General features: G+C 62.4%; 12 protein-coding genes and 1 pseudogene. 7 read left to right on the top strand and 6 right to left on the bottom strand.

Annotated features, from left to right (window positions below; genetic code table 11):
- Positions 1-8: 8 nt before the first annotated feature.
- Both Thiosp_RS05375 and Thiosp_RS05370 read right to left on the bottom strand, forming a co-directional pair.
- Positions 9-224 (bottom strand): helix-turn-helix transcriptional regulator, encoded by a 216-nt coding sequence (locus Thiosp_RS05375; protein WP_201068932.1) that lies wholly within the window; start codon positions 222-224, stop codon positions 9-11.
- A 452-nt stretch (positions 225-676) separates the two neighbouring features.
- Entirely contained in the window at positions 677-1,927 is a 1,251-nt protein-coding gene (locus Thiosp_RS05370) for a tyrosine-type recombinase/integrase (RefSeq protein ID WP_323696610.1), read from the bottom strand.
- 329 nt (positions 1,928-2,256) lie between these two features.
- Between Thiosp_RS05370 and Thiosp_RS05365 the strand changes: the two genes are divergently transcribed.
- The 7 genes and pseudogenes from Thiosp_RS05365 (at position 2,257) to hsdR (ending at position 10,394) form a co-directional block, all read left to right on the top strand.
- Positions 2,257-2,601: a hypothetical protein gene (locus Thiosp_RS05365; protein WP_201065808.1), complete on the top strand. Its 345-nt coding sequence runs from the start codon at positions 2,257-2,259 to the stop codon at positions 2,599-2,601.
- Between the two features lie 58 nt (positions 2,602-2,659).
- Positions 2,660-3,046 (top strand): hypothetical protein, encoded by a 387-nt coding sequence (locus Thiosp_RS05360; RefSeq protein ID WP_201065809.1) that lies wholly within the window; start codon positions 2,660-2,662, stop codon positions 3,044-3,046.
- A 165-nt stretch (positions 3,047-3,211) separates the two neighbouring features.
- Positions 3,212-3,529: a hypothetical protein gene (locus Thiosp_RS05355; RefSeq protein ID WP_323696848.1), complete on the top strand. Its 318-nt coding sequence runs from the start codon at positions 3,212-3,214 to the stop codon at positions 3,527-3,529.
- Positions 3,530-3,610: 81 nt separating this feature from the next.
- Positions 3,611-5,094 (top strand): annotated as a pseudogene (locus Thiosp_RS05350) (N-6 DNA methylase).
- The gene (locus Thiosp_RS05345; protein ID WP_201065811.1) at positions 5,091-6,338 is read left to right on the top strand and encodes a restriction endonuclease subunit S; all 1,248 of its coding nucleotides are present in this window, start codon (positions 5,091-5,093) and stop codon (positions 6,336-6,338) included. Before Thiosp_RS05350 ends, Thiosp_RS05345 begins: the two are co-directional and overlap by 4 nt.
- Positions 6,335-7,789: an ATP-binding protein gene (locus Thiosp_RS05340; RefSeq protein WP_201065813.1), complete on the top strand. Its 1,455-nt coding sequence runs from the start codon at positions 6,335-6,337 to the stop codon at positions 7,787-7,789. Before Thiosp_RS05345 ends, Thiosp_RS05340 begins: the two co-directional genes overlap by 4 nt.
- A gap of 211 nt (positions 7,790-8,000) precedes the next feature.
- A complete protein-coding gene (gene hsdR, locus Thiosp_RS05335; protein ID WP_201065815.1) occupies positions 8,001-10,394 on the top strand; it encodes an EcoAI/FtnUII family type I restriction enzme subunit R in 2,394 nt (797 codons plus the stop codon).
- A gap of 29 nt (positions 10,395-10,423) precedes the next feature.
- On the opposite strand, the gene recD is transcribed toward hsdR, so the two are convergent.
- The 4 genes from recD to recG all read right to left on the bottom strand — a co-directional run bounded on the left by recD (position 10,424) and on the right by recG (position 21,664).
- Positions 10,424-12,412, bottom strand: a complete 1,989-nt coding sequence (gene recD / locus Thiosp_RS05330) for an exodeoxyribonuclease V subunit alpha (protein WP_201065817.1) — start codon at positions 12,410-12,412, stop codon at positions 10,424-10,426.
- Positions 12,409-16,083 carry an exodeoxyribonuclease V subunit beta gene (gene recB / locus Thiosp_RS05325; RefSeq protein ID WP_201065818.1) on the bottom strand — a complete coding sequence of 1,225 codons (3,675 nt, stop codon included), beginning with the start codon at positions 16,081-16,083 and terminating at the stop codon, positions 12,409-12,411. The genes recD and recB overlap by 4 nt, the downstream gene beginning before the upstream one ends.
- A gap of 5 nt (positions 16,084-16,088) precedes the next feature.
- On the bottom strand, positions 16,089-19,421 hold the full coding sequence (gene recC, locus Thiosp_RS05320) for an exodeoxyribonuclease V subunit gamma (protein WP_201065819.1): 3,333 nt from the start codon (positions 19,419-19,421) through the stop codon (positions 16,089-16,091).
- Between the two features lie 116 nt (positions 19,422-19,537).
- Entirely contained in the window at positions 19,538-21,664 is a 2,127-nt protein-coding gene (gene recG / locus Thiosp_RS05315; protein WP_242518469.1) for an ATP-dependent DNA helicase RecG, read from the bottom strand.
- Between the last annotated feature and the right edge of the window lie 37 nt (positions 21,665-21,701).

Raw genomic sequence — 21,701 nt, 5'->3', positions numbered from 1 at the left:
TCTGACCCTCATGCTGCCGATGACGGGTCAGTGCGGGACGCTGCTACGCGCTCCGCGAGCCACTGGTCAACGTCCGACTTTAACCAGCCGACCGCGCGCGCTCCGAGCTTAACGGTCTGCGGGAATTCGCCGCGCTTCATCTTCTCGTAAGCTGTCGAGCGAGCGTAGCCGGTAGCTGCCTTGATGCCAGACGGCCGAATGATGGTGGGTTGCTGTGACTGCATTTTTCAGTATCTCCGGGAGCTGAAGATACCGGCGGGACAGGGTCTTGCTATTGTCCGTTATTGTCCGTTATAGTCGCTTATATTGCGTTATTCGCAAACGAACAGACCAGACGCCTATCACTCCGGCAAGGATGCTCGGAGCGGTCACAAGTGCATCAAGCGCCCGTCCGAGCCTATCGGACAACCGGACCGGATGGTGTTACCAGCACCTCCGGTCTTTTTTTGTCCTAAGCTGTCCACAATACCTTGCTTTCGTCCGTTGTCAACCACTATATCTTGTGCGCGCGTTAGAGCTAACGCGCAACATCTAGTCTTTTTGACTGGCGTCAATTCGCGTCAGTGTTGACTGACAGCACAGGATGTCTTGATACCCTGACAGACGCGCCAAACTTGCCGCCAAGTGTCGCAAGAGTCGCAAGAGTCGCAGTCGCAAACCCTCGGGAGCTGAAAATTCAGCCGGCCTTGCGCCGCTCTGCCAGGTCGACCACGTCAGCCGATGGCCTGGTGCACCAGTCGCTCCACTGCTCCATCAAGCGCCGCCGCTTTGCGAGCAAGTCGCCTCTCTGGTAAGCCTGCTCCACCTTGCTCTCGAGCGCATGCGCAAGAGCTGCTTCGACTATCTCTCTCGGTGCGGTCGAGACTTCGCCAGACCATGTCTTGAATGTCGCGCGCATGCCATGCGGAACCGCATCTCCGCGCGTGCCTTTGACGCCGTAGCCCATGCGGCGCATCTGCATCAGTAGCGCCATATTCGACAGCGGCTTGCCTTTGCGCTCGCCTGGAAATAGCCAGTCTTCGCCGTCGACGCGCGGGAGCTGGTCGAGGATGGCGCGCATCTCATCTGTGAGCGGGACGCGGTGGTCAACGCGGGTCTTCATCCGCTCGCCAGGTATCGACCAGACGCCTGACTCGAGGTCTATCTCCGACCACGTCGCTTTGAGCGTCTCTGATGTCCTGGTGGCCGTGAGGATCAGCCAGCGAAGCGCCAGCGCGGACAGACCCTCGGTGGCCACAAGCTCTGCATAGAAGCGCGGGAGGTCTCGGTGGTCAAGCGCCGGGTGATGCCGGGTGACGCCGCCTGTCTTTTGCCGCTTCACCTTCGCCGCCGCTGGCAAGAGCTTGTCCAGATGGCCGCGCCACCTTGCCGGGTTGAGCGGATCGCGCCACCCATGCGCCGATGCGAAGTCGAGGATATTCTCCACCCGACCTTGCACCCGCTTTGCCGTCTCTGTGCGGGAGTGCCATATCGGCTCGAGGATAGCCAGCACATCCGCTGTTGTGATGCTGTCGACCGGCTTGCTGCCGATGACTGGCCGCGCGTAAGTCCGCATGGTCGAGACCCACTGACGCCGATGCTTCGGGTTAGACCATGACCGCTTGCGACCACGGATAAAGCGCGCTGCTACCTGGGTGAAGGAAGGGACCGACGGCTCTGCATCAGCATCGTCGACGGGAGCATCGAGCGGGTCAACGCCGGCCTTGAGCTGGTCGCGCGCCTTAGCCGCCTGGTCGCGCGCATCTGCCAGGGTTGTGCTCGGGTAGCTGCCGAGTCCTTTCGCGCGGGACTTGCCGCTGTAGCTGTAGCGAAAGACCCATTTCTTGCTACCATTCTTGCCGACAACCAGATACAGGTTGCCGCCGTCGCTGATGGTCTTGCGCGCGGTCTGCGCCTGCCTGTCTGTGAGCTTGTGAATTGCCGCCATGTCTGGACCCTCCGCTGATGTCGGTATACAAGCCAGTATACAAACATGCATCGGCTCGCACCAGACAATAGCAGACGATAAGGACAGCGACTCCCATTTATATCAGCGGTTTAGCAGACGGTAGCAGACGGTGCGGACAGGTATCCAGCGGACACCCTCTCCGCCATTTATCCCTCCACCCAGGTGGAGCTTCTTTGCCTTCATCAAACGCGGTTGCGCCAGCTAGCCTAGGTGAACACCTAGTCATGCCGTCTCCATAGAGTACTCCCTAGCTCAAGGCTACCCAGTCGCAACCTACAATAACCTTGTATGCAAGAAAGGGAGGCCGTGTGTCAGACGCACGCTGGACACAAAAGGGACAATCTCTGAGCCTCAAGAATGCCTGCAAGGAGTTTGGGCTCAGGGAACACGACCTCGTTGAAGCGATCAAGGGGGGCAAGCTGCAGTGCCAACTCCACTACGCGCATGGCAACCCGTATTACAAGCTTTTGCGAGCCGAAGTCGAGGCGCTGGCCCTGGAGATGCGAGGTTCGCAGTCCATAGAAGCGCAAGCCCTGGACTTTGAACTGCAAAAGGTGACACGGGAAATCAGCAGCCTCAAGCGCAAAATCACCAGCTTGGAGAAAGAAAAGGCGCGGCTCACTGAGGCCAAGGCGAAGCTGACAACCGACTGACACCACGCCCCCGCTTACTGCACAAGACCGACCAAGAAAACGCAGTCCGAAAATGCCGATGAACTCCAAAGCGCAGAAGATCCGCAAGTCACTGAGCAAGAATACCAAGAAGGGCTTTCGGGGTTATCCAGTCGCCACCATCGCCTTCTATGGCCCGACGGACAAAGTGGCGACCAAGGTGGTTGCCAGCATCGTGCCTAATGAAGACGCGGGCGCGGGCGAAATGCAGAAATGGTATTCCGAGGCGGACGTGCGGCAGGACGAGGACATTCTCACGGAGATCAAGGACTTTATCGCAACGCATGGAGCCCGCTCAGTGGCGATGCCTGAGCGGATCATCGGCTGCCCGCATGAGGAAGGTATCGACTACCCTGAGGGTGAAGACTGCCCGACCTGTCCTTTCTGGAAGAGTCGCGACCGTTGGACCGGGGATCGGATTCATTAGGTCTCCGCCCCGTCTTGGCGGTCTGTGCTTGAACAGAGGTCGGTTGCATTAATACGCTGGGCTCAACGGGAGGTGGTCATGCTGTTCAGTAGCCTTGCTCAGTGCTACCGCTGCCCGACCTGTGGAAGCAGCTACTCGCACTCCATGCCAACGTCGATTCTGCCGATGCTGGTTGTCCTGGTCGTCGCCAACGCCTTTTGGGTGGACTTCTTCGACCACCTGCTTCCAATCACCTGGCTCGCCATTCTGACAGGCATGGCGGTTGCACTGAGTTCCTTGCCGCTCGCGATCCAGGTGCTCCAACGCATCACAGCACCGTGGTTGACCACGCGGCTCTGCCCGAGGTGCGACACGAGCTTGGAGGTGACCGGAGGCGGCTTTGTCGACGGCACTCCACCATCGAAACACGAGCTTATTGTATATTCGGCCGTCTGCGCCGTGCCCATGCTGGCCGATGCGATTATCACAGCCTTGGTTGCTTGAGTGCTGAGTGAGACGGCGAGCGAGCCAGCCGCACCGACCTTGGGATTGCATTCCCCTTCGAAGTACAGGGAAAGATTGCCCGTGTTTGAACAAAGCTTCCGCAATATCGACGATGTGCTCTGGAAAGAGGCCGGTTGCGCGACCGAGCTCGACTACACCGAGCAAACCTCCTGGATGCTGTTCCTGAAGTACCTCGACGATCTGGAGCGCGAGCACGCGATCGAGGCCGAGCTGATGGGCAAGCCCTATCGGCACCTCATCGAGCCCAAGTACCGCTGGTCGAGCTGGGCCGCGCCCAAGACCGCCGATGGCCGCTTTGACCATGACAACGCCCTGACCGGCCCCGACCTGATCCTGTTCGTCAACGCCGAGCTGTTTCCCTACCTCAAAGGCTTTAAGACGCGCGCGGCGGATACCAACACCATCGAGTACAAGATCGGCGAAATCTTTGGCGAGATTCCCAACAAGTTCCAAAGCGGCTACAGCCTGCGCGATGCCCTGGAGCTAGTGGACGGCCTGAGCTTCCGCTCGCAGAAGGAGAAGTACGAGCTATCGCACCTGTACGAAGCCAAGATTCGCAACATGGGCAACGCCGGGCGCAATGGCGGTGAGTACTACACCCCGCGCCCGCTGATCCGCGCCATGATCCGGGTGGTCAAGCCCCAGATCGGCGAGCGCATCTACGATGCCGCCGCCGGCTCGGCCGGGTTCTTGTGCGAGGCGCATGATTATCTCCGTTACGGCCCCGAGGGACCGGACAGCCCCAATCCGCCCAAGCTCTCCACGCACGATCTCGACATCTTGCAGACCCGCACCTTCTTCGCCAAGGAGAAGAAAAGCCTACTCTATGTGATCGGGATCATGAACATGATCCTGCACGGCATCGAGGCGCCCAATGTCCTGCACACCAACAGCCTGACGGAGAACCTGGCCGATGTGCAGGAGAAAGACCGCTTCGAGGTCATTCTGGCCAATCCGCCCTTCGGCGGCAAGGAACGCAAGGAGATTCAGCAGAATTTCGACATCAAAACCGGCGAGACCGCCTTTCTGTTCTTGCAGCACTTCATCAAGTACCTCAAGGCTGGCGGCCGCGCCGCCATCGTTATCAAGAACACCTTCCTGTCGAACTCGGACAATGCCTCTCCCGCGCGCTGCGGCGGGAATTGCTGCACGGCTGCAACCTGCACAGCATCCTCGATTGCCCTGGCGGCACCTTCCTCGGCGCCGGCGTCAAAACCGTGGTGCTCTTCTTCGAGAAAGGTGCCCCGACGCGGCGGATTTGGTACTACCAGCTTGATCCGGGTCGCAGCCTCGGCAAGACCAGCCCGCTGAATGATGATGACCTGAAGGAGTTTGCGGAGCTGCAAGCCAGCTTTGCTGACTCGGAGCAGTCCTGGTCGGTGGATATTTCCGATGTCGATCAGGAAACCTGGGACCTGTCGGTGCGCAACCCCAACAAGGCGGAGGAAGCACCGCTGCGTGATCCGGAGGTGATTATTAACGAGATTGAGACGCTGGATAAGGAGAGTGAGGAGATTCTGGAAGGGATTCGGGGGATGTTGTGAAAGAAAAATGGACTCCAGTGGAGATTGGAAAAGTTTGTAAGACTGGAGCAGGTGGTACTCCGCTCAAATCAAGACGAGAATTCTATGAAGGTGGCGAGATCCCTTGGCTTTTAAGCGGTGAAGTCTGCAGACGGGACATTACTTCTGCCAAGCATTTCATTACTGAGTTGGGCTTGGAGCGGTCCTCAGCAAAAGTTTTCCCAAAAAATACTGTACTAATCGCAATGTATGGTGCAACAGCGGGACAAGTAGGAATACTTCGATTCAACTCTGCTACTAATCAGGCAGTTTGCGGCATTTATCCAAACGAGAAATTCCTACCCGAGTATCTCTACTACTCTTTGCTTTATAGACAAAAAGACCTTGTCGCAAGGGCGACGGGCAACGCCCAGCCTAATATTTCTCAGATTAAGATAAAGACCACTCAAGTTCAGTTCGCGCCTATATCAACTCAAAAGCGCATAGTCTCCATTCTCGACGAAGCATTCACCGGGATTGAGATGGCCATCGCCAATACCGAAAAGAACCTGGCGAATGCGCGGGAAGTCTTTGAGGCTGCCCGAGACTCAACATTTATGTTTGCGCCTGATTCATGGGAAAAAAGGAATCTAAACGAACTTTGCTCGATCAAGCATGGCTTCGCTTTCAAGAGTGAATATTTCGCAACTAAAGGGAAGTACGTTATTTTAACTCCAGGTTCCTTTTGGGAGCGCGGCGGATTTAGAGACCAAGGCAAGAAGACAAAGTTTTACTCTGGCGAAATACCTTCAGGCTTTATCTTAAGCAGAGGTGATTTCCTAATTGCTATGACAGAACAGGCTGTTGGCGTGCTCGGAAGCTCTTTGATCGTACCAGAGCCAGATAGGTATTTGCACAATCAGCGATTGGGACTTGTTGAAGTTTTAGATGGTATTCAGTGGGAAAACGATTTTTTCTTTCATCAGTTCAACACTCGAGCATTCCGAGCCTCGGTGCAATCCACTGCTTCTGGCGTAAAAGTTAGGCATACATCTCCTGCCAAACTTGGAGCTATCGCTGTCAGATTTCCGGCAACACAATCAAAACAAGCGGAGATAGCAGGACGATTGAATGAACTGGAAGCTGAAAGTGATAGATTGCTGGCCATCTATATTGAAAAGCAGTCCGCACTAAACGAACTCAAACAATCCCTCCTCCACAAAGCTTTCGCAGGCGAACTCACCACCGACAAGCTTGAGCGTGAGGCCGAACAGGTGGCCGCGTGAACGAGGCGCGCGACATCGATCTGATCGACGAGTTGCGAGCCCTCGGCGCGGAACAGCCCTGGCTGGAATTCAAACGGGACAACGTCGATCCGGAAAACATCGGCAAGCGTTGTTCGGCGCTGTCCAATGCCGCGCGATTGGAAGGACGGGACTTCGGCTATCTGCTCTGGGGTATCGACGATGCCACCCATGCCGTGATCGGCACCCGCTTTGACCCGGCAAGCTTCCGGGCCGGCAATCAGGAGTTTCAGCTCTGGCTCGCCCAGCGGTTACAACCCAGCCCTGCCTTTGGCTTTCGCGCCGTCAATCATCCCGACGGTCGGGTGGTGCTGCTGGAAATTCCGGCCGCGACCTCGGCGCCGTTGGCCTTCAACAACATCCCTTATATCCGCATTGGCAGCGCCACGCCCAAGCTCACGGATTATCCCGAGCGTTACACCAAGCTGATCGAATGCCTGCGGCCCTTTGCCTGGGAGCACGGCATCGCACTAGCGTACGCGAGCGGCGACGAGGTGCTGGATCTGCTCGACTATGCCCAGTATTTCCGCCTCACGCGCCATCCGTTGCCGGATAACCGCGCCGGTATCTTCGAGCGGCTGGAGGCGGATCGACTGATCGCGCGTGATGTTGGCCAGCGTTGGAACATCACCCATCTTGGGGCGATATTGTTCGCCACCCAGCTCGACCGGTTCGAGCCATCGTTGGCGCGCAAGGCGGTGCGGCTGGTGGTTTACGCTGGCAAGAACCGCGCGGCGACCGTGACCCATCGATTGGACGGGCAAAAAGGCTATGCCGCCGGTCTCGAGGGGCTGGTTGGGTATATCAATGGCATGATTCCAACGCAAGAGCAGATCGGCGCCGCGATTCGCGAAGCACAACCCCTGTTTCCAGAGCTGGCGGTGCGCGAATTGGTGGTGAACGCGCTGATCCATCAAGATATGACGGTGACCGGCACGGGACCGCAGGTCGAACTGTTTGATGATCGCATCGAGATCACCAATCCCGGGCGGCCTTTGATCCAGGCTGATCGCATGATTGACCTGCCGCCACGGTCCCGCAACGAGGCATTGGCCGCCCTGATGCGCCGCATGGGGTTTTGCGAGGAACAAGGCAGCGGACTGGATAAAGTCATCGCCACCGTGGAGCGCCATCAGCTACCGCCGCCGCTGTTTCGGGAAGGCGAGCATTCGATGCAGGTGATTCTCTATGGGCCAAGGCGCTACGCGCACATGACGCCGGATGAGAGAATCCGTGCTTGTTATCAGCATACAGTGCTAAAATTCCTCAGTGGTGAGCGGATGAAAAATGCCAGCCTGTGTCAGCGCTTTGGAATCGAGTCGAAGAACGCATCGCAGGCGACAATGGTCATCAACAAGACTCTCGACGCCGGGCTCATCAAGGCGGCAGATCCGGAGCATCCGCGCAGCGGGTACATTCCAAGCTGGGCTTGAGTTTCTTGATGGGGTTTTGATTCTGAGCGAAACCACGACGGGGCGAAATTCACTAAAGTAAATTGAATCAATTACTTAAGATGCCAAAAACCATCTGAACTTTCTTGATCGGGTTTTGATTCCCTGGAACACTGAGGTTGTTGTTTCCAATCGCTCACCCCTTCTTAATCTTGCCGCAACTGGGCGGCTGGATCTATTTGGTTGCGCTCTGATGAACGAAGCCGAAACCCGCGCCGAGCTCATCGACCCCGCGCTGAAAGACGCCGGCTGGGGTGTGGTGGACGGCAGTCGGGTGCGCCGCGAGGTGATCGCGCCGGGGCGGCTGCTCGGCGGCGGGCGAAGGGCGCGGCAGGACATTGCCGACTATGTGCTGATCTACCAGGGCCAAAAGCTCGCGGTGCTGGAGGCTAAGCGCCGCGACCTGGATTTGACCGAAGGGCTGGCGCAGGCCAAGCGCTACGCGGAACGCTTGCAGGCCCGCTTTGCGCTTTCCACCAACGGCCTCGGGGTCTATCAGGTGGACATGGAGACCGGCGCGGAAGGCCCGCTGGAGGCTTGGCCAAGCCCGCAAAGCCTATGGGATCTGACCTTTGCCGAGGTCAATGCCTGGCGCGAGCGCTTCGGTGAGGTGCCTTTCGAGGACAAGGGCGGTTTCTGGCAGCCGCGCTACTACCAGCACAACGCCATCAACCGGGCGCTGGAGGCCATCGCGGCTGGCCGGGATCGGATTCTGCTGACCCTGGCCACCGGGACGGGCAAGACCGCCATCTCCTTTCAAATCTCTTGGAAGCTGTTCCAAGCCCGCTGGAGCCTGCTGGCACGCGAGACCGGAGAGCCTGGCCGGCTGCCGCGCATTCTGTTCCTGGCGGATCGCAACATCCTGGCCGATCAGGCGTTCAACGACTTCTCGGCCTTTCCTGACGATGCCCTGGTGCGCATCGACCCCCAGATTATCCGCAAGCGCGGCCGGGTGCCGAAGAATGGCAGCCTGTTTTTCACCATCTTCCAGACCTTTATGAGTGGGCGGGACGCCAGCGGCAAACCGGCCCCGAGCTTTGGCGATTACCCGCCGGACTTCTTCGACTTCGTGGTGATCGATGAGTGCCACCGGGGCGGCGCCAACAACGAGAGCAACTGGCGCGGCATCATGGAGCACTTCAGCCCGGCGGTGCAGCTGGGCCTGACCGCCACGCCCAAGCGCCGTCACAACGCCGATACTTATGTCTATTTTGGCGAGCCGGTCTATGTCTACTCGCTGAAGGAGGGCATCAACGACGGCTACCTGACGCCCTTCAAGGTGCGGCAAATCGCCACCACCCTGGATGAGTATGTCTATACCCCGGATGATGACATCATCGAGGGCGAGATCGAGGACGGCCACCGTTATACCGAGGACGACTTCAACCGGGTGATCGAGATCGAAGCGCGCGAGCGCTACCGGGTGAAGCAGTTTCTCGACGCCATCGACCCGCGCGAGAAGACCCTGGTGTTCTGCGCCACCCAGGCGCATGCGCTGGCGATACGCAACCTGATCAATCAGCTCAAGACCAACCCGGACCCGCACTATTGCGAGCGGGTAACGGCCAATGACGGTGCCCAGGGCGACGCCTGGTTGAAGGCCTTTCGCGACAACGAAAAGACCATCCCCACCATGCTGACCACCTCGCAGAAGCTCTCCACCGGGGTGGACGCGCGCAACGTCCGCCATATCGTGCTGATGCGCCCGGTCAACTCCATCATCGAGTTCAAGCAGATCATCGGGCGCGGCACCCGGCTGTTCGACGGCAAGGACTACTTCACCATTCACGACTTCGTGAAGGCTTACGAGCATTTTAACGACCCGGAGTGGGACGGCGAGCCGCTGGAGCCCGAGCCCTGCCGGCGCTGCGGCAATCAGCCCTGCACCTGCGCGCGACCGCAACCGCAGCCTTGCGAGGTCTGCGGCGAAACGCCGTGCATCTGCGAAAAGGCCGGACCGGAACCCTGCCCCAAGTGCGGGATGTCTCCATGCGAATGCGAGACCCAACCCCGCCGCAAGGTCAAGATCAAACTGGCGGACGGCAAGGAACGCCTGATCCAGTCCATGAGCGCGACCAGCTTTTGGAGCCCCGACGGCAAGCCGATCTCGGCGCGGCAGTTTGTGGAGCGGCTCTACGGCGAACTGCCCGAGCTGTTCAAGAACGAGGACGAATTACGCCAACTCTGGGGCCAACCGGACACCCGCAAGGCGCTGTTGCAGGGGCTGGAAGAACGCGGCTACGGGGTGGAGCAACTGCGCGAGATCGGCAAGTTGGTCGAGGCGGAACACAGCGACTTATACGACGTGCTGGCTTACATTGCCTACGCCCAGCCCCCGATCACCCGCGCGGAGCGGGTTGTCTCCCATCGGGACGCGATCTTTGCCGGCCATGAGTATCCCCAGCAGCAGTTCTTGAGCTTCGTGCTGGATCACTATGTCAGCACTGGGGTGGACGTGCTCGACGCCGAACGCCTGCCGCAGTTGATTGAGCTGAAGTATCACAGCGTCGCGGATGCGGTGGCGGAGCTGGGGCCGCCTGGCGGGATTCGGGAGGTGTTTGTGGGGTTTCAGCAGCGCTTGTATTAAAAAGTAAGTTTATCTTGGACGGGTGCGGCTCACTGCTGCCACAGCGCATCGAACAGCCCGGTTGCACGCTCGACACGGCGGGTGCAGGCGGAGGTGATTTCGCTCGGCTCGGCCATGATCGCGGCCTGCTTTTTGGCGCGGGTGATTCCGGTGTAGAGCAGCTCGCGGGTGAGCAGGGGGCTGTCGGTTTCGGGCAGCACGAGCAGGACGTTGTCGAATTCGCTGCCCTGGCTTTTGTGGATGGTCATGGCGAAGACGGTCTCGTGCGCCGGCAGGCGCGCCGGCAGTAGACGGCGCACGCCCTCGGAGGTCTGCAGCCAGAAGCGCAGGGCGCCATCGGCGTCCGCGTCGGGGAGGATGATGCCGACGTCGCCGTTGTAGAGGCGCTGGGCGTGATCGTTGGCGGTGATCATCAACGGCAGACCGGGGTAGAAGCTCCCGCTGCGCGCGATGGCGCCGGCTGACTCCAGCACGTCGGCGGCCAGGGTGTTGAGACGATTAACGCCATGCGGGCCTTCGCGCACGGCGGTGAGGATGCGGAAACGGTTAAGCTCCTGCAGTGCCTTGGTCGGGTCGGCGGCGGCGATGGCCTCGCGAAAGATGGGCGCGAGCTGCTCACGCATCATCCGCTTGAGGGGCTCGCTGCCGCGATCGAGACGCACCACGTCGGGGAAAGCCGGGTCCTGCAAGACTGCAGCAGCGCGCGCGCCATCGCCGGCATTGACGGCCGTGGCCAGGGCGCCGATGCCGCTGGCGTCATCAAAGCGCCAACTCTTGCGCAACTCGACAATGTGGTCGGCCAGGCCACCCTGGCGCTCGGGGGCTTGCCGCATTGGATCGCTCTCGGGGATGGCGCACCCCAGTTCTGCGAGCACCTCCAGTTGCGCCGGCGAATAGCTCAGGCTCGCCCCGCGCCCGCAGATATCGCCAAGGACCATGCCGGCGGCAACCGAGGACAGCTGATTGCGATCCCCGAGCAGAATCAGCCGTGCGTCCGGCGCCAGGGCCGCGAGCGTGCGACTCATCAGCGACAGATCCACCATGGAGGCCTCATCGACCACCAGCACATCGAGGTGCAGCGGATTGTCCGGGCCGCGCTGAGGCGAAGCCCGGCCGGGCCGGTAACCGAGCAGGCGATGCAACGTCAACGCGTCCTCAGGGATGGCGGCGCGGATCTCGGGAGCGATGTCCAGCTCGCCTTTCTGGGCAGCGATGGACTCGCTCAGGCGGGCCGCGGCTTTGCCGGTCGGCGCCGCCAGGCCGATGCGCAGCGGCAGCGTGCCGGCTTGCTCCTGCAGCAGCGCCAGCACCGATGCCACGGTGCGAGTCTTGCCGGTCCCAGGCCCGCCAGAGATCACGCACACTGGCCTTAGCACGGCCAGCGCCGCCGCCACACGCTGCCAGTCGATCTGCCCGGCCGCCGGCGGCGGAAACAAACGCTCGAGCCCCGCGCGCAGCCGGCCGTGGTCGACATCCTCGCGCCATTGCCCGAGGCGAGCGCGCAGGGCGTCAGCCAGCTGTTCTTCCAGATACCAGAAGCGCGCCAGGTAGAGGCGCCCGGCGTCGTCGAGAATCAGCGGCTTGCGCTCACCGGGGCGTCCAATCAGGGGCGCCGCGCGCAGGCAGGCGAGCCATTCCTCAAGCGGTGGTGCTGCCAAACCTTCATCGCCACCCCTTCCATTGGCACGCCCCACAGCGCCGCTATTCAACCCACCATGATGCTCATCATGATGGTCGCCAGCAGGAATACCGTTCACACCGACATCGCTCCCAACGGTGCCGCCGCCAATTGGCTGGCCAGCATGATCGGGCAGCGAGAGACAAACATCCCCCTGCCCGGCGCGATGACTGGCCAGCGCTGCGGCAAGCAGCACCAGTGGATTGGAAGCGGGATTGGGATTGGGATCAGAATCGGGCTCGTCGTTTTCCCATATCCGTGTTAGTTGCTGCGCGAATTGCAGGTCGAAGGGGCGCAGCGAACCGCGCGCGACGGCTGTGCGCAGAGTTTGCAGGCTCATGCTGCCTCCTTCTGGCCGGTTGCGAACAGACGGTCAAGGCGCTCGATGGTCGCGCGAGCGGGACGATCGGACCAGACGCCGGTAGTAGCCCCATGGTCGGGATGCATGCCGCGCAGGAACAGGTAGCGCACGCCGCCGAAATGCGTGTCGTAGTCATAGTCCGGCAGGCGCTGACTGAGGTAGCGATGCAACGCCAGGGTGTAGAGCAGGTATTGCAGATCGTAGCGATGCGCGCGGATGGCCTGCGCCATGCCGGCGTGGCGATAGGCATCGAACGTCCATCCAAGACGATTGGACTTGTAGTCGACGATGTAATAGCGATCCTTGTGGCGGAAGATCAGATCGATGAAGCCGCGCAGCAGCCCGCGCATTTCGGCAAAGGTCAGGCCATCGGCGATCCCCGTGTAGGCCGCATCCCTGGCCAGAGCCGTGGATAAAACGGCGGGGCTCAGCAGCGACACCGGCAGGTGGAATTCGAGCTCGTCGAGACGGTCTTTGCAAGCGATGGCGCGCAGCTTGGGCGCGCCCGCGTCGCCGAGCGGGGTATCCAGCACGCGCTGGACCAGGGTTGCGAGATCTCTTGTCCAGTCCTTGCCAGGGGTGCCGTCATGATGGCCCAAGGGCCCATAGCGCGCCGCCAGGTTGGCGATGAGCGGCGCAAGGGTGTTGTCATCAGCGCTCGTGAAATCCAGGATTTCGAGCAACTTGTGAACAAACTCGCCGAAGCGCGTACCGGCAGGCAGTGCAAACACCGGGTCCGGGGTTGCCGCCTGATCAGCGCGCGCATCGGCCAATACCGCCAATTCCCCCACCAACTCCCCAGCCGGCGTCTCGACAGCATCGTGGTCAGGCTTCTCGGCATCACGCCCAGCGACCAGCCTGGAGTAGCTCGACACGCGCCAGCGGGGTTGTTGTTCCACCGCGACCTTCAATGCGGATGGGGCCAGCGTGACGGCCTCAGTCGCCCCACCCAGCCAGCGCAGGCCGGTGGCTTGTGCAACATCGCCGATCAGGATGCAGTTCGGCGCGGCGCTGGCCAGTTGGTCGAGATCGGCGCGGATGCCGTCGTCGTCCAGACTCTTTAGGCGGTTCTTTGGCTTGGTCGCGGTCGAAGTCGAATCCTGATGGAGCAGATAGGCGAGCCCCGACCCGTCGGCGCCATTGACCTTGCCCCAGCCAAGGATGCACAGCTTGGCCGCCCGGGTGACACCGACATAGAACAGGCGCAGCTGCTCAGCCAGTGCCTCGACTTCGGCCAGCGCGTGATTGCGCTCAATATCCGCCGAGCCCAGATCCAGGCGCAGGTCGCCGCTGTCGCGGTCATGAAACACCGGCGGCGGCTTGCGCTTGTTGCTTCCCTGGTAATAGGACCAGGCGAAAGGCATCAGCACCACGGGGAATTCCAGGCCCTTGGATTTGTGCAACGTCATCACGGTCACCAGACCGCGGTCGCTTTCGAGCCTGAGCTGATCCTCCTCCGAGCTGCCGCGCGTTACAGCGGTGCCGGCGCGTTGCGCCCGGAACCAGGTCAGCAGCGCGGCCATGCCGCGATGCTCGCGCGCCGCCACCTGTAGCAATTCGGCCAGCTGCAGCACGTTGGTCATGCGCCGCTCGCCATCGGGACGCGCCAGCAGACGTTGCGGAACCCCTTCCCGGTCCAGCAGCTCCTGGAAAGCGGCCATGAAGCCGCGCGTCTCCCACAGATCGCGATAGTGCATGAAACGCGCCATGACAGCTTCCCACTCGGCCTCCTGCTCGGCGAGCGCGGCCAGGGTTGGGGCATCGACGCCGATCAGGCCGGTTGCCAGGGCAGCGCGCAGCAGCGGCTCGTCGCCTGGCGCGGCCATGGCGCCGAGCACCAGGTCCATATCCTCGGCATCCTCGGAGTCGTAGACCGAATCCTCGCTCAAGCTCACGCTGCCGACGCCACAGGCGCGCAGCGCCTCCTGCACCAGCTCGCCTTCCGCTCGCGAGCGCACCAGCACGGCAATGTCCGCCGAGGTGAGCGCGCGCTCGCCAAGGGTGGCTTTGCCGGCATCGGCCAGGATGAGCAGCTCAGCGACGCGCCCAGCGCAGTAGGCGGCCAGCTCCGCTTTGGCCACACCGGAGCGAATCAAGCCCTTGGGTCGGCTGGTCTCATTGTCCTCGGTGATGCGCAGATGGCGAATCTCAAGCGGCACCGGTTCCACGCCCTCAATCTGCAACGGTTCCTTGTCTGCCCGTGGACTGGCGGTAATCTCCTGGTAGGTGATCTCGGGGTCGAACAGGAAGGGATTCTGCACCGCCAGAAACAGCCGATTGAAGGCGCGCACCATGCGGCTGCTCGAGCGCCAGTTGGTCCCAAGCGTAAAGCGCATCTCCTGCGGCGTGTCGCGCTTGGCGCGCATGTAGGCAAAAATATCGGCACCGCGAAACCCGTAGATGGCCTGCTTGGGGTCGCCGCAGAGCAGCAAGCAGTTCTCCGGCTGGCCCTGGTAGATGGCCCGAAAGATGCGCGCCTGGGCCGGGTCGGTGTCCTGAAACTCATCCACCAGGGCCACCGGCAGACGGGCGCGAATGCGCTCGGCGAAGGCCGCGCCGCCGGGACTGGCGAGAGCGCGATCGAGGCGGCTGAGCAGGTCATCGAAGAACATGGCGCGCAGCCGGGATTTTTCCCGCTCCATGGCCGCGCGAATCGCCTCGCGCGCCTGGCGCAAAAAGAGCGCGCGCGGCAGGCGCGTGATTTCGGCATGCAGGGTTTGAATCCGCTCGCATAACTCGAATATCGGATGCCCTGGGGTCTTGGCACCGGACTTGGTCTGCTTGGTTAGCATGGCCGGTGTCAATCGCTCGAAATGCTTGGGCAAGCTATCCGGAAGGGCGTCAAGCTGCGCGACCTGGTCGCCAGCGTCCATGGCGGCCTGGCGGATGTTCTTGTTGTAGGAAGCGTGTTTGATCACAGTCCCGTCCGCCAGAATGGCGGCTACCGCGTCCTTTCCCGCGGACCAGGCTTGCTCAAATTCCCCCAGCAGCCGGGCGAATTCGTCCTCGGCCTCCGTAACTCCCCCCTCGGTCGCCTCGGGGATGAGCTCCAGATCCTCGCTGGCCAGTGTTCCGCCGAGGTCTTGCAGCAGGCTGTCAGGGCCTTCCGGCCAGTGTTCACGAATCCAGCCGACCTCCTCTGCCGGTGCCGTAGCCACCCGCGCGCGCCAGAAGTCCGCCGCGCCCTGGCGGCGCAACTCGGCGTCGTCGCTCATGAATTCGGTTGAGAAGGTAATGCCGGACTCGAAGGCGAAGGCCTCAAGGGTGCGTTTGCAGAAGCCGTGGATGGTGTGAATCGCGGCCTCATCCATGCGTGCAAGTTGATCGACCAGAAAACGCGACACCTCGGCGCAGTCGCTCGCCTTGCTCAGGAGTGCATAGAGTGCCGGGTCCTTGTCTTGCAGCGGGTCCAGATCGGTTTTTTCTAGCCAGGACAGGGCCTCGAGGATGCGCCCGCGCACCCGTTCTTTCAGCTCCTGAGTGGCCGCCTCGGTGAAGGTGACCACCAGGATCTGATCGACACTGCGCTGAGATTCAATCAGCAGCCGCAGGTATAGGGTGGCGATGGTGAAGGTCTTGCCGGTGCCGGCGCTCGCCTCCACCAGGACGGTCCCGGTCAAGGGCAAGGTCAGCGGGTCTGCTTGATTCATGGTCATCAGCTCTCCTGGCCGGCTTTGATTTGCTGCGCCACGGCATCAATCGGCCCGTAAACCCGCATCGCATAGTCCTTGAAGGGATCGGCCAGCGGATCAAGCCCCCGAAACGCCATGCGCACCGACAGGCCACTGCCCTCGGCCTGGGTGTAACGGTTAACGTCCCAGCTGTCCGCAACGGCCTCGTCAGTTTGTTTATTGAACCAAGCAAAGCTGGTGTCGGGAAAGAAGGGAACGGGGCGGGTCAAGCCTTCCCAATAAAGTTCGAGCAGGTCGGCGAGCGCCGAGACCGGCTCTTCGACGGCCTCCAGCACCAGGGTGAAATCCTCGGCGACATAGGCGGTCTTGAGCGCGACACCCTGGGGCGACGCGGCGCACAGTGCCAGATGCCACACCCAGGCCGCGAGCCGGTCTTTTGGCTTGATTTTGGCGGGGCGCGACAGCAGCAGCCCGGCATCGGTCAGGTCGCGCAATTCCCCTTGCAGGCGGAAGTCGCCGATTGACAGGTCGATCTCCACCGGCTCCACTGGCTGACCGCGAAATACCTGTTGGCGCGCGATCAGCGCATCGACTGTCTCCAGTTGCTCTAGGGCGTCTTGCTCACCAAAGGCACCGTGCGGGAGAGCACCGGTAGCCCGCAGTCTTTGCACAATCGCCGCCTCCTCGTGCCCGGTTGCGCGCGCCCCCAGCAGCTCGGCGCGAATGGCATAGCGCGCGAGGCCGGTGCCGACGCTGAAGGGCTCTTCGTCGGATTGAGCATCTTCCAGACGCGGCAGGCGCAGCCCCAGGCGCTCGCGCAGAAAATGGCCGGAGGGATCGCGCAGGAAGCGCAGCAGCGCGCTGAGCGCGACCTGCCGTTGCGATGGGTCGGGCGCGGGCAAGGAGTCGCCGATGAAGGGCGCGACACTGCCGCCGACCAGGGCACGCGCTGCCTCGCACCAACGGGTGGAATGACTCGCGACCGGCGGCTGGGAGCCGTCGAAATGCGTCTGGCTGAACGGCTGCAAGGGGTGATGCACGACGATGCGGTCGCGCGGCTTGTCGGCACCGTCGATGCGAAAAGCGGCGTCGATGTAGTCGAGCACCTCATCGACCACGACACTGCGCGCGCGCGGGCTGTTGTCCCGGGCGCCGCGCGCGGTCCAGCTGATGTGCACCGCATCGCGCGCGGCGAGCAGGCATTCGAGAAACAAATAGCGATCGTCGCGCCGGCGCGAGCGGTCGCCACGGCGCGGCTCGCTGGCGATGCGATCGAACGACAGGGAGCGCTGAGAACGCGGAAAGGCGTTGGCGTCCATGCCCAGAATGGCCACCACCCGATGCGGAATCGAGCGCATCGGGACCATGTTGGTGAAGGTGACCCGCCCGGTCAGGAATCCTTGCGCGCCCGCAGGCTCGTCCAGCGATTGCTTGATTAGCGAGCCGACCAGGTCGATGCTGATGCGCTCATCGACGCCGGCGATGCGCTGCGCGATCAGTATCTGCTCCATGCTCGCGCGCACGGCATCGAGCAGCGCGAATTCATCGTCCTCAGCCGGATCGAAAAACGCCTCGAGCAGCGCGTTCATTTCCGCCACCCAAAGCTCTGCGGTGCGCGGCCTGGTCAGCCGGGCGCGCCACTCGCTCAGCGCGTCGATCAATGACTGGAGCGCGCCCAGGACATCGACCTCGCCGGGGTCGATATCGGCATAGGGCAGCACCCCTTGGTAGGGCGTGTCCGCCCACTCGGGGGGCATGGCGTAACCGAGAAACAGACGCTCGAGCCCGAACGCCCAGGTATTCAGCCGCTCAGCGGGCAGTCCCAGCTCGCAGCGGTTGCCTTGGTCCAGCCCCCAGCGAATGCCGGCCTCGCTGATCCACTGCGCCAGGCGCTCGCGGCTCGGCTCGGTGATGCCAAAGCGGCGTTGCAACGCTGGCACCGCCATCAAGGTGAGGATTTCGCTCGCGGTCAGCCGGGAATACTGCAGCGCCAGCAGCAACTTGATTGCCTCGGCCAGCGACTGCCCGGAACCGGGCTTGCGATCAGCCAGAGTCCAGGGGATGCGCAGTGGCACTTCCGCCGTGCTGAACACCGCATCGACATAGGGCGCATAGAGCTCGATATCCGGCGCCATCACGATGATGTCGCGGGGCTCGAGATCCGGCAGTGTGTCGATCAGATCCAGCAGCCGGTCATGCAGCACCTGGACCTCGCGCAGCGGGCCATGGGCGCCATGCACGCGAAAGGACAGATCATCGGCTTCTAGCTCGGTGCGATTCGCGGCATCCAAGGCGCGGCGATCAGCAAGATGGAGCATGTCCCGCTGCAGGCAGCCAAGCAGGGTGGCGGCGTCTGGCTCGATGAAGTCCTCGGCATCCTCGCCGCCGAGCTCTAGGAGCTGATCGAGAAACACCTGCCCGGCATGCCCCAGGGAAGCAAGCAAGGGGTTACCGATATCCAGCATGCCGGTCGGATCGGGCAGACCAGCACGCCGCGCCCGCGCGCGCCGTCGCGCCAGTCGGCTTTCGTCCTCGACATCGGCCCAGTATTCGCGACAGGGATTGAGGTAGTAGAGCGCCACCTCCCTGTGCTTGGCCAGGGCATCCAGCATCTGCACCTGCACCGGCGCCAGGGAGCCCACGCCAAAGAAACTGACCTGCCGCGGCAAGGCATCCGCCGCCGGCGCGCCGGCAGTGATCGCCTGCGCGAGCTCGGCCATCAGCCGCGCGCGATGGGCACTGCCAATACCTTCGGCAACCGCGCGCCAGAGAATGGCCTGCCAGTCGTCCTCACCTGCCCCGTCCTCGAACTTGAGGCAGAGGTCATGGCGATAAATCAGATACTCATCGAACAGACTCGCCAGTTGCGAAGCCAGCTCAAAGCGGCGCAGGTCGGAGGTTTCCGCTACTGGCTTTTCCGACTTTGGCTTTTCTAGCCCCTGCTTTTCTGGCTTTGGCCTTTCTGCCTCAAGCCTGTCCTCTCCCAGCCTTTCTGCCTCAAGCTTCTCAGCGTTCAAATAGCGCTGCAAATCCGCAAAGGCCGGGGAGCTGATCAATCCAGGCAGAAGCCGAAAAATACGCCAGGCCAAGGCTCCGTGCTGATAGGCCTCCTGCTCCGGCGCATCCGGCAGCCAGGCCTTCAACACCCGCCAGAAGAAGGTCGCTGGGAGCGGATACTCGATGTTCGCAGAGATCCCGCTGCGCAGCGCCAGCTGCTGCGACACCCAGCGCGCCATGCCCTGGTTCGGCACCACAATGACTTCTTGCTCGAACGGGTCCAGCGCCGTCGCGCTGCCCCGAGCGGCCAGCGCATCAAGCAGACGCTCAAGCCGATTGGAATGATAAACGCGAAGCATTGGCTTGGTTGCAACTCCTTGAAATGAATCCTGTCAGCCAGGTTGCCATAAACGAGTGGCATTGGGCGTGAAGCAGTGCATTTTTGCACACATTATCTTTCGCACACAGCATCTTTCTAAGAGGCAAAATCCGGCGACTGGGGCACCCACCGGTCAATCAACCGCGGCACCAGTTCGGGGTGTTGCCGGTGCAGCAGCGCGGCGAGCTCGCGCGCGCGGCTGACCAGTTCGCGGTCGCGCAGCGGGTCGGCCAGGCGCAGACGAGCGTGGCCAGACTGCCGGGTGCCGAGCACTTCCCCGGCACCGCGCAGGCGCAGGTCGGCGTCGGCGATCTTAAAGCCGCTGTGCTCCTCGCGCAGTAGCTTGAGCCGCTCAAAGGCCTGGCTGGTGAGCGGTGGATGATAAAGCAGCAGACACACGCTTTCGATGAGGCCGCGCCCAACGCGGCCGCGCAGCTGATGGAGTTGGGCAAGCCCCAGGCGTTCGGGGTTCTCGATGATCATCAGGCTCGCGTTGGGCACATCGACGCCGACCTCGATCACGGTGGTGGCAACCAGCACGTCCAACTCGCCGGCGGCGAAGGCGCTCATCACCGGCTCGCGCTCAGCGGGCTTCATGCGCCCGTGCACCAGACCGATGCGCTGCGCGGGGAGCTCGCGCGCCAACTCGGCCGCGGCATCCTCGGCGGCCTGGCATTGGAGCGCATCGGATTCCTCAACCAGGGTGCAGACCCAGTACGCCTGGCGCCCGCTGTCGCAGGCCGCGCGCAGACGCGCCATGACCTCGCCGCGGCGGGCATCGGGCACGGCGATGGTTTGCACGGGTTGGCGGCCAGGTGGCAGCTCGTCGATCACCGATAGGTCCAGGTCGGCATAGGCAGTCATGGCCAGCGAGCGCGGAATGGGCGTCGCGGTCATAATGAGCTGATGCGGCAGCCGTCCGTCGCGCTGGCCTTTCTCGCGCAGGCGCAAGCGCTGGTGGACGCCGAAGCGGTGCTGCTCGTCGATGATGACGAGCCCGAGCCGGGCGAAGTGCACGTCATCCTGAAACAGGGCATGGGTGCCGACAACCAAAGGGGCCGCATCGCTCGCCAAGGCGTTCAAGATCGCGTTGCGCTCGGCGCCCTTGTGGCGCCCAGCCAGCCATAGCGGCTCGAAGCCGAGCGGGACGAACCAACGCCTGAAGCTGCGCAAGTGCTGCTCGGCTAGCAACTCGGTCGGTGCCATCAGCGCCACCTGCGCATTGGACTCCAACGCCTGCGCGGCGGCCATGGCCGCGACAATGGTCTTACCGGAGCCGACATCGCCCTGCAACAGGCGCAGCATCGGTCGCGGGGCGGCAAGGTCTGCAGCAATCTCGTCCAGCACCCGCGCCTGCGCCTGTGTCAGTTCAAAGCCAATCAGCGCACGCAGCGCCGCGACCAGTTGCCCAGTGCCAGGCAGTGGACTGGCACCGGACTCGCGCAGCTGCTCGCGAAACACCCGCAGCGCCAGCTGCTGCGCGATCAGCTCCTCAAGCGCAAGACGCTGGAAGGCGGGGTGGCGACGCTCAAGCAGCTCATCCGTGGCGGTATCCGGCGACGGGCGGTGCAGCAGGCGCAGCGCCTCAGTCAGCGTGGGCAACTCGCGCGGGTGCAACAGGGATTCCGGCAGCAGCGCCGGCAGGCACTCGGGCTGCTCGTGCAGCAGCGCAAGGCTCTGATCGATCAGGGACCGCCACAGGGCCTGGCTGAGCCCCTCGGTGGTGGGGTAAACCGGGGTCAGGGCCAGCGCTGGTGCTTCGAGCGCGGTGCTGGCGCTTTCGTGATCAAGCTCGGCGGATGGCTGATCCTCAGTCTCATCAGCGGCAAGAAATTCCAACTCCGGGTGGATCATTTCCAGCCCCTTCGGACCCGGGCGCACCTCGCCAAACACACTCACGCCGGCGCCGGGCTCGAAGCGGCGCATCAGCGGCTGGCCGAAATGGAAGAACCGCAGCCACAGGCGCGCGCCCGTATCGCGCTCAGGGTCCGCCAGGGCCACCAGCAGGGCGCGACGGCGACCCTGATGAATATCCGCCGTTAGAATACGCGCATGGACCGAGACCTCCTGGCCGGCTTGCAGCTGGTTAATGGCGCAGAAGCGGGTGCGGTCCTGATAACGCAGCGGCAGGTGCAACAGCAAGTCCGCGACACTGCGAATGCCGAGACGGTCAAGACGCTCGCTGACCCGTGGTCCCGCCCCGCGCAGCTGTTCGACGGGCATCAAGGTCAGATCGGTGGGCGGCGACGCGTTTTTTTTC

The sequence above is a fragment of the Thiorhodovibrio litoralis genome (genome assembly GCF_033954455.1).
GTDB lineage: Bacteria > Pseudomonadota > Gammaproteobacteria > Chromatiales > Chromatiaceae > Thiorhodovibrio > Thiorhodovibrio litoralis.
The sequence above is the reverse complement of the archived record's forward strand: the minus strand, read 5'-3'. Positions and strand labels throughout refer to the sequence as shown.

Bases quoted from the DNA above. Each gene is read 5' to 3' on its own strand.
- Thiosp_RS05375 (WP_201068932.1), bottom strand. From the start codon at position 224: ATGCAGTCACAGCAACCCACCATCATTCGGCCGTCTGGCATCAAGGCA.
- Thiosp_RS05370 (WP_323696610.1), bottom strand. From the start codon at position 1,927: ATGGCGGCAATTCACAAGCTCACAGACAGGCAGGCGCAGACCGCGCGC.
- Thiosp_RS05360 (WP_201065809.1), top strand. From the start codon at position 2,660: ATGAACTCCAAAGCGCAGAAGATCCGCAAGTCACTGAGCAAGAATACC.
- Thiosp_RS05355 (WP_323696848.1), top strand. From the start codon at position 3,212: ATGCTGGTTGTCCTGGTCGTCGCCAACGCCTTTTGGGTGGACTTCTTC.
- hsdR (WP_201065815.1), top strand. From the start codon at position 8,001: ATGAACGAAGCCGAAACCCGCGCCGAGCTCATCGACCCCGCGCTGAAA.
- recD (WP_201065817.1), bottom strand. From the start codon at position 12,412: ATGAGCCTGCAAACTCTGCGCACAGCCGTCGCGCGCGGTTCGCTGCGC.
- recB (WP_201065818.1), bottom strand. From the start codon at position 16,083: ATGAATCAAGCAGACCCGCTGACCTTGCCCTTGACCGGGACCGTCCTG.
- recC (WP_201065819.1), bottom strand. From the start codon at position 19,421: ATGCTTCGCGTTTATCATTCCAATCGGCTTGAGCGTCTGCTTGATGCG.
- recG (WP_242518469.1), bottom strand. From the start codon at position 21,664: ATGCCCGTCGAACAGCTGCGCGGGGCGGGACCACGGGTCAGCGAGCGT.